At 62.1% G+C, this 14,944-nt stretch carries 15 protein-coding genes; 10 read left to right on the forward strand and 5 right to left on the reverse strand.

The window, feature by feature from the left end:
- Positions 1–78: 78 nt before the first annotated feature.
- Positions 79–1,509 (reverse strand): Glu/Leu/Phe/Val dehydrogenase, encoded by a 1,431-nt coding sequence (locus K3557_RS12515; RefSeq protein WP_259986231.1) that lies wholly within the window; start codon positions 1,507–1,509, stop codon positions 79–81.
- A gap of 384 nt (positions 1,510–1,893) precedes the next feature.
- Between K3557_RS12515 and K3557_RS12520 the strand changes: the two genes are divergently transcribed.
- From K3557_RS12520 to K3557_RS12530, 3 genes are read left to right on the forward strand one after another with little or no spacing between them, the layout of a single operon-like run.
- Positions 1,894–3,525, forward strand: coding sequence for a pilus assembly protein TadG-related protein (locus tag K3557_RS12520; protein WP_259994225.1), 1,632 nt, complete (start codon positions 1,894–1,896; stop codon positions 3,523–3,525).
- Positions 3,522–4,058 (forward strand): TadE/TadG family type IV pilus assembly protein, encoded by a 537-nt coding sequence (locus K3557_RS12525; protein WP_259994226.1) that lies wholly within the window; start codon positions 3,522–3,524, stop codon positions 4,056–4,058. The genes K3557_RS12520 and K3557_RS12525 overlap by 4 nt, the downstream gene beginning before the upstream one ends.
- 3 nt (positions 4,059–4,061) lie before the next feature.
- Positions 4,062–4,688, forward strand: a complete 627-nt coding sequence (locus K3557_RS12530) for a pilus assembly protein (RefSeq protein ID WP_259994228.1) — start codon at positions 4,062–4,064, stop codon at positions 4,686–4,688.
- 15 nt (positions 4,689–4,703) lie between these two features.
- Here the strand turns inward: K3557_RS12530 and K3557_RS12535 are convergent, their stop codons facing one another.
- A complete protein-coding gene (locus K3557_RS12535; protein WP_259994230.1) occupies positions 4,704–5,177 on the reverse strand; it encodes a hypothetical protein in 474 nt (157 codons plus the stop codon).
- Between the two features lie 102 nt (positions 5,178–5,279).
- Positions 5,280–6,236 carry an NAD(P)-dependent oxidoreductase gene (locus K3557_RS12540; RefSeq protein WP_259999627.1) on the reverse strand — a complete coding sequence of 319 codons (957 nt, stop codon included), beginning with the start codon at positions 6,234–6,236 and terminating at the stop codon, positions 5,280–5,282.
- A gap of 122 nt (positions 6,237–6,358) precedes the next feature.
- Between K3557_RS12540 and K3557_RS12545 the strand changes: the two genes are divergently transcribed.
- The 3 genes from K3557_RS12545 to K3557_RS12560 all read left to right on the forward strand — a co-directional run bounded on the left by K3557_RS12545 (position 6,359) and on the right by K3557_RS12560 (position 9,003).
- A complete protein-coding gene (locus K3557_RS12545) occupies positions 6,359–7,234 on the forward strand; it encodes a LysR family transcriptional regulator (RefSeq protein WP_259994231.1) in 876 nt (291 codons plus the stop codon).
- 414 nt (positions 7,235–7,648) lie between these two features.
- On the forward strand, positions 7,649–8,560 hold the full coding sequence (locus tag K3557_RS12555) for a pirin family protein (RefSeq protein ID WP_259994233.1): 912 nt from the start codon (positions 7,649–7,651) through the stop codon (positions 8,558–8,560).
- 140 nt (positions 8,561–8,700) lie between these two features.
- Complete coding sequence (locus K3557_RS12560; RefSeq protein WP_259994235.1) at positions 8,701–9,003, forward strand: antibiotic biosynthesis monooxygenase; 303 nt, start codon at positions 8,701–8,703, stop codon at positions 9,001–9,003.
- 16 nt (positions 9,004–9,019) lie between these two features.
- On the opposite strand, the gene K3557_RS12565 is transcribed toward K3557_RS12560, so the two are convergent.
- Together K3557_RS12565 and K3557_RS12570 are read right to left on the reverse strand one after the other, a co-directional pair.
- A complete protein-coding gene (locus K3557_RS12565; RefSeq protein WP_259994236.1) occupies positions 9,020–9,499 on the reverse strand; it encodes a GNAT family N-acetyltransferase in 480 nt (159 codons plus the stop codon).
- The gene (locus K3557_RS12570; RefSeq protein WP_259994238.1) at positions 9,496–10,083 is read right to left on the reverse strand and encodes a TetR/AcrR family transcriptional regulator; all 588 of its coding nucleotides are present in this window, start codon (positions 10,081–10,083) and stop codon (positions 9,496–9,498) included. The genes K3557_RS12565 and K3557_RS12570 overlap by 4 nt, the downstream gene beginning before the upstream one ends.
- A gap of 213 nt (positions 10,084–10,296) precedes the next feature.
- Here K3557_RS12570 and K3557_RS12575 point away from each other — a divergent pair, with 213 nt between their 5' ends.
- From K3557_RS12575 to recJ, 4 genes are all read left to right on the forward strand, one after another.
- Positions 10,297–10,515 (forward strand): hypothetical protein, encoded by a 219-nt coding sequence (locus K3557_RS12575; RefSeq protein ID WP_259994240.1) that lies wholly within the window; start codon positions 10,297–10,299, stop codon positions 10,513–10,515.
- Positions 10,516–10,631: 116 nt separating this feature from the next.
- Positions 10,632–11,918, forward strand: coding sequence for a homoserine dehydrogenase (locus K3557_RS12580; RefSeq protein WP_259994242.1), 1,287 nt, complete (start codon positions 10,632–10,634; stop codon positions 11,916–11,918).
- A gap of 156 nt (positions 11,919–12,074) precedes the next feature.
- Positions 12,075–13,061 carry a class II fructose-bisphosphatase gene (gene glpX, locus K3557_RS12585; protein ID WP_259994243.1) on the forward strand — a complete coding sequence of 329 codons (987 nt, stop codon included), beginning with the start codon at positions 12,075–12,077 and terminating at the stop codon, positions 13,059–13,061.
- Between the two features lie 108 nt (positions 13,062–13,169).
- Complete coding sequence (recJ, locus tag K3557_RS12590; protein WP_259994245.1) at positions 13,170–14,909, forward strand: single-stranded-DNA-specific exonuclease RecJ; 1,740 nt, start codon at positions 13,170–13,172, stop codon at positions 14,907–14,909.
- Positions 14,910–14,944 lie beyond the last annotated feature (35 nt).

Genomic DNA, 14,944 nt, shown 5'->3' on the forward strand with positions numbered 1-14,944 from the left:
TCCGGTTCACTTGCAAATAAAAACGGGGCGGAGAGTTTTCCCTCCGCCCCGGCCATAATCCAATTACCCGCTGCCTGGTCAGAGACCCTTGGCGTGATAGCTTTTGGCGACCTTGTCGATCGACACCAGATAGGCGGCAGTCCGAAGGTCGGTGACATCGTCCCGGCTGTGCCAGACCTCACGCATCGACTGGTAGGCCACCCGCATGGTGTCATCGAGGCCCGAGCGCACCAGCTCCAGCTCACCCGCGCCCTTAAGGTACTTGTCCTTGAAATTCGGCGACATCGACCAGGTGCTCCCCATCACGTCGTCCAGGCGCTGCAGCTCGTCGATCACCAACTGGTGGCGCGCCTCTTCCTGGCGGCGCTGCATGCGTCCGAAACGGATGTGGGAAAGGTTCTTCACCCACTCGAAGTAAGACACCGTCACACCGCCCGCATTGGCATACATGTCGGGAATGATCACGGTGCCCTTCTTGCGCAGAATGTCATCCGCACCGGCGGTCACCGGACCGTTTGCAGCCTCGATGATCAGCGGCGCCTTCACGCGTTCGGCGTTGGACAGGTTGATCACCCCCTCCAGCGCGGCCGGGATCAGGATGTCACAGTCTTCCTCCAGCAGCAGCGCGCCGTCTTCCACATACTGGGCATCCGGGTAGCCAACCACGCCGCCATGCTTGACGATCCAATTGCGCACCGCCTCGACATCCAGGCCATCTGGGTTCGACAATCCGCCGTCCCGTTCGATGATGCCGGTGATCCGCGAACCATCTTCCTCGGACAGAAATTTGGCCGCGTGATACCCCACGTTGCCAAGCCCCTGAACAATGATCCGTTTGCCATCCAGCTTGCCGCTCAGACCAGCTGCCGCCTTGTCTTCCTCGTAACGGAAGAATTCCTGCAGCGCGTATTGCACGCCGCGGCCCGTGGCCTCGACCCGGCCGGAGATGCCGCCGGCATTCAGCGGCTTACCGGTGACACAGGCCTTGGCGTTGATGTCGGTGGTGTTCATGCGCGCATACTGATCTGCAATCCACGCCATCTCGCGCTCGCCGGTGCCCATGTCGGGTGCAGGCACGTTCTGCGAGGGATGGATCAGGTCGCGCTTGGCCAGCTCATAGGCAAAGCGGCGGGTGATCAGCTCCAGCTCGTGTTCCTCATACTCGCGCGGATCAATGCAAAGCCCGCCTTTGGAACCGCCGAACGGCGCCTCCACCAGGGCGCATTTATAGGTCATCAGCGCCGCCAGCGCTTCGACCTCGTCCTGGTTGACACCGGTGGCATAACGGATGCCGCCCTTCACGGGCTCCATATGTTCGGAATGGACCGAGCGGTAGCCGGTGAACGTGTGCATGGCGCCGCGCAGGCGCACCCCGAACCGCACCGTATAGGTCGCATTGCAGACCCGGATCTTTTCCTCCAGCCCCGGCGGCAGATCCATCAGGGACACGGCCCGGTTAAACATCAGGTCCACGCTCTCGCGGAAGCTCGGCTCTGTGCGGCTGCTCATCTAAAATCTTCTCCGTGCTCAAACATCGACTCGATGCCGATGATGCCTTCACTCTATGCAGAGAAGATTAAGGAGTGCGACCTTTTTGACCATTCCCTGCCAAAAAGATTCGCATTTTTGCCAAAAGTTCACGATTCGCTGTTTGCCCAGAACCATTGTTCTGCAGACCGCGACAGCCCCGCAGGATACCCGGCAATTGAAACCCCAAATCACTACAATCACATGTTTTTCGGCGCAAACCCGCCCCAATTCCGCCACGTTCGGCAGCCATTAATTATGTGTAAATTCCGCGTCTAGAGCCGGGCTGATCTGTTCAAGAACCGGCGGGGGGGGTGTTAAATGCATAGACGTCACAAGGGGTCCACAGCGCTGAGCAGCCCGCTCATGCAGCGCTGTCTGGCCGGTGCTCAAACCTACCTGCGGGAAGAAGATGGTGTTCTGGCCAAACCGATGATCGGTACTTTCCTGGCTATGGTTGCGGTGGGCGGAATTGGCGTGGACCTGATGCGGATGGAACGCGACCGCACCATGCTGCAATACACGCTTGACCGGGCGGCACTGGCAGCGGCGGACCTGGATCAAGAGAAGTTACCTGATGCAGTCGTGCTGGACTATCTGTCGAAATCCGGTCTTCAGGAGTACTATCAAGCGCCCTGGTGGGAAGCCGGCTTGGGTTTCAAGAAAGTGCAGGCCACGATCGACACAACCTTTCCCACCCACATGCTGGGTTTCGCCGGTGTCGACGAAATGCCGCTCTATGCCACCTCCCGAGCTGAAGAGAGCATCGACGGTCTTGAGATTTCGCTGGTGCTGGACGTGTCCGGGTCGATGACCCGCAACAGCCGTCTGACCAACCTGCAAGCGGCAGCAAAGGATTTTATCGACACCATGGTGGCCAACACCACCGATGGAAAAATGTCGATCTCAATCGTGCCCTACGCCACGCAAGTGTCAGTCCCGGAAGACCTGATCAGCAAATACGCTTTGGACGAGTTGCACGACGATTCGTATTGCGTGAACTTTGATGGCCCCGATTTCAACACAACCAGCCTGTCCACCACCGCACCGCTGGAGCAAACGATGCATTTCTCGCCCTGGTCCAGCAATGACCGGCGCGATAACGGGGATTTGGTTCAATCCCCCGTCTGCGTTGCCGCTTCGGATAGCTCCCGGGCGATCCTTCCCTTTCAGAAGGATGCCGCAGCTCTTAAAGCCTTCATCGATGGTCTTTGGGGTGGCGGCAACACCTCCATCGACATTGGGATGAAATGGGGCACGACCCTGCTGGACCCTTCAGCCCGGCCCGCGATAAACGCCCTGACCGCTGGTCCGGATGCGTCTGTTCCAAGTGACTTCTCAACCCGCCCCTCGGAATACACAGACTCGGATACCGTCAAAGTGATCGTGCTGATGACAGACGGCCAGAACACCTCGCAGTACTATGTCGAAAGCGACCATCGCGAGGGCGACTCCTACGTCTGGTATACGGAAACGAGTCCCGGCAGTGGTGTTTACTCAACACTCAGGCCATCGACCGGCAGCTATTACTGGCATAATGGCGGCGGCTGGCAGGACCATCCTTTCGGTGCCGGGAACGACACAGTCTGCACCAACTCTTATAATGGCTACTGTTATGGCTATACAACCGAAAGCGGCACGCCGGTCCGGCTCTCTTATACCGATTTGTTCGCGCAGACGCCGCTCAAATATCTGTACAAGTACATCTACGCCGACTGGATGGGCACGTCTTCCGCCCGCAGCGAGTGGTATTACGGCGTTTACGACTCCTACGGGAACTCTACCAAGAACGCCCGCACCCGCAGCATCTGCGAGGCGGCTAAGGATCAGGGCATCATCGTCTACACCATCGGCTTCGAGGCGCCCAGCAACGGGGTGGCGGTGCTGCAGGACTGCGCCAGCTCCGACTCCCACTATTTCGACGTGCAAGGTCTGGAGATCGCCGATGCCTTTTCCTCCATCGCAACCTCAATCCGCCAACTGAGGCTGACCCAATGATCCGCTGCATCACACAAAAACTGCGCCGGTTCAGGTCACATGACGATGGCAACGCTTCTGTTGAGTTCGCCATCGTCATCCCCGCCTTCCTACTGGCACTGATGTCAACCGTGGAGCTGGGGCTGATCAATCTGCGCCACTCGCAGCTGGAACGCGCCCTGGACCTAACTGTACGCGATATTCGCCTGAACACCGGCGCCAACAAGGACCACGCGCAAATCCGCGACGAAATCTGCGAACTTTCCGGGTTCATAGACGACTGCGCGTCATCTCTGAAGCTTGAAATGGTGCGAGCCGACCCGTTCAATTGGACAGGGATTGATCCAGATCCGGATTGCATCAACCGGATCGAAGAAGTGAACCCAGACGTAACCTTCGAACACGGGCAATCCAATGAGCTGATGCTGATCCGTGCCTGCATGAAGTTTAAGCCCATCCTGCCAACCTGGGGATTGGGACAAAGCCTATCCAAGGATGATGACGGCCGGATCAGCCTGACCGCCGCATCCGCATTTGTTCAGGAACCGAGGTGAGCCATGCTGACTGCCCTGATACCGAAATTTTCCGGCCAAGCCCTGCCCCGCCATCTGCACATCTTCCGGTGCAGAACCGAGGGTAACGTATCGGTCGAATTCGCACTCTATGCCCCCCTGTTATTGGCCCTGTTTGCCTCCATCTACACGTTCTTTGACGCCTTCCGCCGCGACAGTGTCAATCTCAAAGCTGCTTACACCATCTCAGACCTGATCTCGCGCGAAACAACGGCGATCAACGACGACTATATCGACAGCATGTACGAAATGGCGCAACTCCTGATCCGGCAGGATTCGCAGCTTGGCCTTCGGGTATCAGTGGTGCGCTGGGACGAAGATGACGCCAAATACTATGTAGATTGGTCCGAAGTCCGCGGCACGTCCGATATCACATGGACTGACACCACGATCAACACTGTCGCCGGCAAACTTCCGGACATGCCGGATCAGGAACGGGTCATTCTGGTGGAGACCTTCAACGAGATGGAGCCTGCCTTCAATGTCGGCCTGCCGACGCTGAACCTGGACAATTTCATCTTCACCCGCCCGCGTTTTGCCCCGCTTGTCGTCTTCGAAGGCAGCGCCACGGGTTCCGGCAGCCACAATGATGGCGGTGAAAGTACCGACTGAGCCAGAAGCGCGGCCTTACTGGCCGCGCTGCGCCATCGTCGCCGCCAGGATTTCCGACATCGCCTTGCCTTGCGATCCTGGCGTTACCCCGCCAATGCCGATCCGGCGGCCCGACCGCCACCACAACCCGGGCATCCAGATCCTGGAGCCTTGCGCGCCGGTCCGGATCAAAAAACCGTTGGACGGCTTAAAGGCAAAAAAGCCGCGGTCTATGGCTTTGATATCTTCAACCCTGGCAATCAGCTGGCCATTTGAACAGCGCAGCTCCTCCGCCGTCAGCTCAATCCGGTGCACGGTTGCCTGCCACATCCGCACGGCCAGCCACAGTGCCGCTGCACCAACCGCTAGCAGAAACACCAGCCAAGCCGGAGACGGCGGCGCCGCGAAGGCGACATAAAGCAGCAGGCAGCCGGTCAATCCCAGCATCACCGTGCCCATGATCCGCCGTCCGCCGGAGGCTTCTATTGTGGCCAGGACCTCGTTGTTCATCCGCTGCTCCCCTTGCTGCTGCGCCGGGCATAAACCGGATTTGCCAAAGAAAACAGCCCCCGCCGGAGCAGGGGCTGGATGCGGCCGTGCAAGCGGGGAAACTTACTCCGCAGCAACGCGGCGCACGACCACCTCATAGCCCGGCTCTTCCGGTTCGTCGTCAATCAATTCCTGCGGGAAACCCGGCGCGGTGATGGATAGACCGGTGGCCTCTTCCAGACGCTCGATCATCCGGTCGGACTGCGCCCGCTCGCCATAACGGCGCTGGCCGTCCTTCATCATCTCGATCATCAGCGGCGACAGCTCCAGCGGCACATTGCTGCGGTCCGCCAGGGCCTGGAACAGGCCGATGTCCTTCATCACCAGATCCATGGTGAAGTTCACATCGCGTGATCCGGACAGGATCAGCTGGCTTTCGGTTTCATGCGCAAAAGAGGTGCCCGACGACATCGAAATCGCCTCAAACGTCATGCCCAGATCCATGCCGCTGGCCTTCATCACCGTCAACGCCTCGCAGACCGCCAGCATGTTGATATTGGCCAGATAGTTGGTCATCACTTTCAGAACCGACGAATTGCCGACCTCGCCCACGTGCAGAATGCGGCGTCCCATGGTGGTCAGGATCGGCAGAATGCGCTCAAAAGTCTCGCGCTCGCAGCCCGCATAAATCGAGATATTGCCTGTATCCGCCCGGTGGCAGCCACCGGAAACCGGACAATCGACCGGCTGACCGCCGCGTTCCACGATCAGGGCACCCAGGCGCTTTACCTCGGCCACGTCGGTGGTGGACATTTCCATCCAGACCTTGCCGGGCTGCACATGCGGCAGCATCTCGGTGACAACCGCATCGGATGCCGCAGGGCTTGGCAGGCAGGTGATGACCGCATCGCAATCCTGCATCATTTGCGCCGGGCTGCCGCCTGCTTTGGCACCGCGCTCCACGAAGTTTTGAACCAGTTCTGCGTCCAAATCGTGCACTGCCACGTCCAAGCCGTTGCGCACCAGGCTGCCCGCCAGTTTTCCGCCGACATTGCCAAGGCCGATAAAGCCGACTTTCAAAGTGGTTGCCATTTCGAGTTTCTCCTCCCGGGGCTGATCTACTGCGATATGGCTAGCTTGACCTCCGCCAAAATTAAAACGAATAATAAAACGGCCTGACCCCAGAAAAATTTGCAACACTAATGTCCGACCTGCCCAATCTCGTCTGGCTGCGCGCGTTTGAGGCCGCCGCCCGTCTGAAAAGCTTCACCGCTGCGGCGGAGGAACTGGGGCTGACCCAGGCCGCCGTCAGCCATCAGGTGCGCAGCCTGGAGAAAAGCTTTGGCATCACCTTGTTTGTCCGCCGGTCGCGTCATCTGGAACTGACAGAGCTGGGCCATGCCTATTACCCCTCGGTGGCGCAGGCGCTGACTGATATCGCGTATTCCACCCGCGGGCTGCTAGGGCATGCGCAGACCCGTACGGTAACGATACGGGCACCGGTCTCGACTGCTGTCCTGTGGGTGGCGCCGCGGCTGGGGGTGTTCCACGCCGCCAATCCGCATATCCGCATCCGGCTTATCTCTGCCGTCTGGGCCGACAGCACCCAGGACGAGGACGTGGATATCGACCTGCGGCTTGGGCCATCCGGCTGGTTCGGCCGCCGTGCGCATCTGCTTTCGGCTGAGACCGTGATCCCCGTGGCGCAGCCGCAGCTGGCCGGACGGATGCAGTCCGTGGATCAGCTGTTCGACCAGACGCTGATCCATATCCACGGCTATCAGGACCACTGGCTGCGGCTGTCCGAACAAGAAGGCGTGCCGCTGAAGGACCGCACCGCGCCGCTCTATGTGGACACCTCTTTGGCGGCGATAGAAATGACGGCCTCTGGCGCTGGTGTGGCCATGCTGATGCGCCGCTATGCCGAACTGCCGCTGTCGCAGGGCCGGCTGGCACAGGTTCTTGGTGCAGAAATCCCCATGGGTCAGGGCCACTATTTGATGCCCGCCGCCGGAGAGGCCCCGAACAGCGCCGAAGTATCCCTGGTACGCGATTGGATTGTATCGCTGTTCGGCTGAACAGCAGCGGCCCCTTGCCCGGCCGCCGGGCGCATGATGGCATCCGCGAGGGGTTCCAGGCCGCCATCCGGCCCGGCACCCCGGTGGCCATGGAAGCGCTGGAGATCGATGATCCCGCCAAAATGCCCGCAGAAGTAAAGCGTATCGCCAAGTTCTTCGGCGCCGGTCATTGCGGTATCACCGATCTGGACGAGCGCTGGATAAACACCGCCCGCGTTGATACCCGCGACGATACCAAGCGGCGCTCCCGCCCGGCCTTGACGCCTGCGGCGCCGCGTCCCGTTGGGCCGGGCAGCCCTGCGGGCTGGAGCGCTCCGTTCGCACACGCACAGAAGCCGTGTTTCAACGCCCGTTTTCCGGCGGCACCGCACAGCCTATCTTGCGGTCAGTCAATAAAACCCAGGAGACAGGCAGATGTCCCTCAGACCGATACTCGAAACCCGTCCGGCACAGCCCCATACCGAGGGCGCCGGCGTGAAACTGCACCGCGCCTTCGGCTTTCAGGATCCGTCAGAGCTGGACCCGTTCCTGCTGTTCGACGATTTCCGCAATGAAAATCCCGAAGACTATCTGCGCGGCTTCCCCTGGCACCCGCACCGGGGCATCGAGACCATAACTTATGTGCTGTCCGGCGCGGTCGAACATGGCGACTCGCTGGGCAATGCGGGCACCCTGGGGGCGGGCGACGTGCAGTGGATGACCGCCGGCTCCGGCATCCTGCATCAGGAGATGCCGTCGGGCAACGCGCAAGGCCAGATGCATGGCTTCCAGCTTTGGGGCAACCTGCCTGCCAGCGAGAAAATGACCGCGCCGCGCTATCAGGATGTGCAGGGCACCGAGATCCCTGAAATCATCGACGACGACGGCACACGGGTGAAAGTGATTGTCGGAGATTTCTGGGGCAAGCGCGGCCCGGTGGACGGGATTGCCGCCGATCCGCAGTATCTGGATGTGTTTATTCCGGCGGGCGTGAAAAAGACCCTGCCGGTCGACACCTACCGCCGCGCGTTTGCCTATGTGTTCGAAGGCCAGGCGGCTTTTGCTGATGCCTCTGCTCCGCAAGGTGTATTGCTGGAAAAAGAAGTTGCAGGTGAAGAGGTCAACATCCGCGACCTGTCCGGCGACCGTACCCTGATCCGTTTTGGCACCGGCGATGAGATCACCGTGCAGGCGGGCCCCGAGGGCGTGCGTTTCCTGTTGATCTCCGGCGCGCCGATCAATGAGCCGGTGGCCTGGCACGGGCCCATTGTGATGAATACCCAAGCAGAACTGCAGCAGGTCTTCCGCGACCTGCGCAACGGGACGTTTATAAAGCCCGCGCACTGATCGGGAAAACCGGTGCCCGCTTTTCCCTGTGCGCGGCGCAGGCCCCCGCACAGGCCTGCGCACTGACACGGAAAAACCGCGTCCGCCAAAACGGACGCGGTATGCTATACTCCCTGCGCCAATAAGCATTGGGGGGAGTGATGATTATCCGGGTATTCCGTGCCACCGTCCGCGAGGACAGGATCGAGGACTTCAAGGCCTTTCTGACCGGCAGCGCCATTCCGCATGTGCGCCGCCAGCCGGGGCTGGTCTCGGTCACCGCCGGGCTGCCCCGGCCGGACTCGCCTGCCACCTTCTGCGTCGTCATGGTTTGGGAGAGCGTGGCCGCGCTGCAGGCCTTTGCAGGCGAGGATTGGGAGCAGCCGCATGTGCTGCCGGAGGAAGACCCGATGGTGCTAAGCCGCCAGATCGACCATTATGACATGATCGGGCTGATCAGCTGAACCGCAAACGCAAGCGTCAGCCGTCTGCGCGCCAGCTGTAGACGGTTTCGCCCTGCGCAGCCTCCGGCGTGAAGCCCGCCTTTTCCAGCACCCGGGCCGAAGCCGCGTTTTCCTGCATGACGCCTCCGCTCAGCGTCACCGCGCTGCCGCTGAAATGCACCTGCAAGCCGGCAATCAGCTCACTTGCCAGACCCTGGCCCCAAGCTTTTTCGGCCAGAAGATATCCCAGATTGCGGGTGCGGCTGCCCTGCTCCGGATAAGAGAGGATCAACAGCCCGATGCCCTTTCCTTCAGCAAGCCGCAAGGCAACGATGTCTGCTTGCTGCGATACAGCCGCCAGGAAATCCCGGCGCGCCTGATCGCTGTCTTGCGTCTGAAACCCGGCAGGCAGCCATTGCACCACCTTAGGCGCAAACAGATCCGCCAGTTCCGGCTCCGGCAGATCCTGCCAGCGCCCGGCGCTCAGCCGCTGGGTTTGCAAACTCAGAAGACTCATGCGCTGACCGCTTTTTGCACCATGTCCCAATAGACCTTCTCTACCTCATCCAGCGTCAGGCGCCCTTCGGAACGGTACCATGTGTTGACCCCGTTCAGCATCGCAATCACCGCCAGAGTGGCGATTTTGGTATCGGGGATGCGGAACACACGCTGCTCCACCCCCTCTTTCAGGATCGCCTCCACGCCGTTCTCATAGTCCCGGCGCAGCGATTCGAGGGCGGAGAAATTTTCCTCCGTCAGGTTGCGCAGCTCCATATAGGCGATGAACACTGCATCCGGGCGCTCCAGGTGAAAGCGGATGTGAAAACCGGTAAAGGCCCGCAGCCGCTCAGCCGCGCCCGCGGCCCGCGGCACCGCGTCCCAGGCCGCCTGCAGTTCCACCATATGCCCTTGCATCAGATTGAACAGCAGGCTTTGCTTGTCCGGTGTGTAGTTATACAGCGCCCCGGCCTGCACCCCCACCTCCCTGGCGATCTGGCGCATTGAGACGGCGGCATAGCCATGCTGCGCAAACAGCCGTAAAGCGGCCTCGCGGATTTTGGGTCCGGTGATATCGGAATGGGAGCCTTGGGTACGTGCCATGACCGGACCGTAACTGAACATGCGTTCAGAAAAAAGAGCGGGAATGCCGAAAAGATGGTCTGACCTATCCCCCTATAGCCCGAACAAGCCAATCCCGGCACATGCAGGCGGGAAAGCAATTGTGCGGCGGCCCCGGACACCCTAGAACCACCAGGATAAAACACAGGATTTCGTACAATGCAGGTTTGGGTCCGGATTACATGTCTTCTGGTTATGGCAACCGCAGCTGCCTGCACCCGCGTGCCCGAGCTTGAGGACCGGCTGACCCCGGATCTGCGCGGTGCAGGATATCCGGATCTGCTGCCGCTGGATGACGCGCTGGAACCGCTCGATCCGCCGCAGCAGGCCAGCGCAGACCTGCAGGATGAGCTTGACGCCCGCAGCGACCGGCTGAAACGCCGCGCCGAAGCGGTGAATAACGCCGGATCTTAGGCCGTTCCCGGCTTTCCCTTCCGCATGTGCCGCACGCAGGCGGCAGCAGCGTTGCACGCCCGCCCCGAACCCGCTAAGGCGGGGCCTGAGCATTTCGGAACAAAGGACCTCCAGCTATGACAGAACCGCTTCGTCTTGGGATTGCAGGTTTGGGCACGGTTGGCATCGGCGTGGTGAAGATCATCCGCCGCCATGCTGCGCTGCTGGAGGCACGGACCGGACGTCCCGTTGTGATCACGGCGGTGTCTGCCCGCGACGCCAATAAGGACCGTGGTGTCTCGCTGAAAGACTACGCCTGGGAAACCGACCCGGTAACGCTGGCCGTGCGCGATGACGTGGATGTATTTGTCGAGCTGATGGGCGGCCATGAAGGCGCCGCCAAAGCGGCAACCGAGGCCGCACTTGCTGCTGGCAAGGATGTGGTCACCGCCAACAAGGCGCTGCTGGCGATCCATGGCCAGGCGCTGGCCGAACAGGCCGAGACCGCAGGCCGGGTCATCCGGTTCGAGGCTGCCGTGGCCGGCGGCATCCCGGTGATCAAATCGCTGACCGAAGGTCTGGCCGGCAATGAGATTACCCGCGTCATGGGGGTGATGAACGGCACTTGCAACTTTATCCTGACCCAGATGCAGGCCACCGGCCAGGGCTACAATGCCCTGTTCGAGGAATGCGGCCGCCTCGGCTATCTGGAGGCCGATCCGAACCTGGACGTGGGCGGCATCGACGCGGGCCACAAGCTGGCGCTGCTGTCCTCGATCGCATTTGGCACCAAGCCAGCCTTTGACGACGTGCAATTGGAAGGCATCCAGCGCATCCAGCTGGACGACATCAATGCTGCCGCTGATATGGGTTACCGCATCAAACTGCTGGGTGTGGCGCAACGCACTGCCCGCGGGCTGGAGCAGCGCATGTCGCCCTGCCTGGTGCCCGCGAATTCCCCGCTCGGCCAGCTGGAAGGCGGCACCAATATGGTGGTGATTGAGGGCGACTCGATCGAACAAGTGGTGCTGCGCGGCCCCGGCGCCGGCGAAGGACCGACGGCCAGCGCTGTGATGGGCGATGTGCTGGACCTGGCCCGCGGCCTGCGGATTGCAACTTTCGGCCAGCCTGCCGGCACCCTGCAAGAGGTGCCCGCAGCACAAACCGGCCTGCCCGCGCCGTTCTACCTGCGTATGGGACTGCTGGACAAACCCGGCGCGCTGGCCAAAGTGGCCGCCGTGCTGGGCGATGCCGGGGTCTCCATCGACCGGATGCGCCAGTACGGCCATTCCGAACCAACCGCACCGGTGCTGATCGTCACCCACAAATGCACCCGCGCCGCACTGGATGCGGCACTGGACGGCCTCGCCGCCACCGATGTGGTCGACGGCACCCCGGTTGCGCTGCGCATTGAAGAGGTTTGAGCCTCGCGATAGGCCGAAAACCGGCGGTTTTGGTCACTGCGGCTGGATATTCCTGCCGCAGTAAACGCTATCTGCTCTTGCGAGCCTGCCCTGCCCCGCGCTATTCGGCTTTAAACGCCCAATTCACATCTGACCCGTTGAGACAGGATTTCCGGTATGACATCGAACACTTCTGACGCGCCTTTTCATGACCGCATGCTGTCGCTCGGCCTGGCCCGCGTTGCCGAGCAGGCCGCGCTGGCCTCTGCCTCGCTGATCGGCCGCGGCGACGAGAAAGCCGCCGACCAGGCAGCCGTGAACGCCATGCGCGAGCAGCTGAACCTGCTGGACATCGCCGGCGTCGTGGTGATCGGCGAAGGTGAACGCGACGAGGCGCCGATGCTGTACATCGGCGAAGAAGTCGGCTCCGGCAACGGCCCCGGCGTCGACATCGCGCTGGATCCGCTGGAAGGCACCACGCTGACCGCCAAAGACATGCCGAACGCGCTGACCGTGATCGCCATGGGCCCGCGCGGCTCGATGCTGCACGCGCCGGACACCTATATGGACAAACTGGCAATCGGCCCGGGCTATGCCGAGGGCGTTGTGTCGCTGGACATGTCACCGCGCGTACGGGTTGAGGCGCTGGCCGCGGCCAAGGGCTGCGCGCCCTCCGACATCACCGTCTGCATCCTGGAACGCCCGCGCCACGAGGCGATGATCGCCGAGGTGCGCGAAACCGGCGCTTCGATCCGCCTGATCACCGACGGCGACGTGGCCGGCGTCATGCATTGTGCCGAATCTGAGATTACCGGCATCGACATGTATATGGGCCAGGGCGGCGCGCCTGAGGGCGTGCTGGCAGCCGCTGCATTGAAATGCATGGGCGGCCAGATTTTCGGCCGCCTCCTGTTCCGCAACGATGACGAAAAAGGCCGTGCCGCCAAGGCAGGCATCACCGATCTGGACCGCGTCTATACCCGCGATGAGATGGTCACCCAGGACGTGATCTTTGCCGCCACCGGCGTCACCGGCGGCTCGCTGCTGCCCAGCATCAAGCGCACACCGGGCTGGGTTGAGACCACCACCCTATTGATGCGCTCAAAGACCGGTTCGGTGCGGCGCATGTCCTACCGCACGCCGCTGGCGCCGCATCAAGGCTGAGCGTTGCGCTTGGTAGCGGCTTGCGCCGCTGCCTCCGGCAGGGATATTTAAAGCCAGAAGAAGGGCCGGGTCCGTTTTGGGTCCGGCCTTTGCATATGGGGGAAACGCATGAGCTTTTTGGGTGTTGAGCAGTCCTTGACCGGGCGGCGCTGGGTCGGCCCCGGTGTGGAGATGGACCGCGCCTCCGAGATGATGGCACAGCAGACCGGCCTGCCCCGGTCTGTCTGCCAGGTGCTGGCCCGGCGCGGGGTTCCGGCGATGGAGGCCAAGGGGTTTTTGGAACCCCGGCTGAAGGAACTGTTGCCCGATCCGCGCGAAATGAAGGACATGGAAGCGGCAGCTTCCCGTTTTCTGGACGCGGTGCGGCGCAAGGAGCGGATTGCGGTTTTTGCCGATTATGACGTCGATGGCGGCAGCTCGGCCGCGCTGCTGCTGGTCTGGCTGCGGCAGATGGGGCTGCAGGCCACGCTCTATATCCCCGACCGCATTGACGAGGGCTATGGCCCCAATGTGCCCGCGATGCAGGAGCTGGCCGCCGCCCACGACCTGATCATCTGCGTCGATTGCGGCACCCTCAGCCATGAGCCGATTGCTGCCGCCAAAGGCGCGGATGTGATCGTGCTGGACCACCACCTGGGTAGTGAGACGCTGCCGGACTGCGTGGCGGTGGTGAATCCCAACCGCCAGGACGAAAGCGGCGACCTTGGATATTTCTGCGCCGCAGGTGTGGTGTTCCTGATGCTGGTTGAGGCCGGGCGGCAAATGCGCCAAGCAGGCGCCAAGGGGCCGGATCTGATGGCCTTGCTGGATCTGGTGGCATTGGCCACCGTTGCCGATGTGGCGCCGCTGATCGGCGCCAACCGGGCGCTGGTGCGCCAGGGGCTGAAGGTCATGGGCGCGCGCAAACGCCCCGGTCTGGTGGCCCTGTCCGATGTCAGCCGCATGGATTCGGCGCCCTCCACCTATCACCTCGGTTTTCTGCTGGGACCGCGGGTCAATGCCGGCGGGCGGATCGGCAAGGCCGATCTTGGCGCACGGCTGTTGTCAACAGACAACCCGCATGAGGCTGCCGCCCTGGCCGAACGGCTGGATGAGCTGAACACCGAACGCCGTGACATTGAAAACGCCGTGCGTGCCGCCGCCCTGGAACAGGCGGAAGACCGCGGGCTGGAGACTCCGCTGGTCTGGGCCGCTGGCGAAGGCTGGCATCCCGGCGTGGTCGGCATTGTCGCCTCGCGCCTGAAAGAAGCCGCCAACCGCCCCGCCGTTGTGATCGGTTTTGATGGCGAGGAAGGCAAGGGCTCTGGCCGGTCCGTGTCCGGCGTCGACCTGGGCGCCTCGATCCAGCGGCTGGCAGCCGAGGGGCTGCTGGTCAAAGGCGGCGGCCACAAGATGGCGGCAGGTCTCACTGTCATGCGGGACAAGCTGGAGCCGGCGATGGCGCGGCTGTCGGAGCTGTTGGAAAGACAAGGCGCCGGACAGGGCGGCCCGGCCGATCTGAAGCTGGACGGCGCCCTGATGCCCGGTGCCGCGACGGTAGACCTGATCGAACAGATCGAACAGGCAGGCCCCTTTGGCGCCGGCGCCCCTGCCCCGCGCTATGCGCTGCCGGATCTGCAGGTGCGTTTCGCCAAGAAGGTGGGGGAAAGCCATCTGAAGATTTCCCTCAGCGACGGTATGGGCGGCGGATTGGACGGGATCTGCTTTGGCGCCTTTGACACCGCGCTGGGTCCCCGCCTGCTGGAACACGGCGGCGCCCGCTTCCACTTTGCCGGTCGGCTGGAGGTGAACAGTTGGGGCGGTCGCCAAAGCCCTCAGCTGCGCCTGGAAGATGCCGCCGAAGCCTGATTTTTCAATGACTTACCCCCTGCGGACAAGAAACT

The sequence above is a fragment of the Leisingera sp. M523 genome, assembly GCF_025141335.1.
Taxonomy (GTDB): Bacteria; Pseudomonadota; Alphaproteobacteria; order Rhodobacterales; family Rhodobacteraceae; genus Leisingera.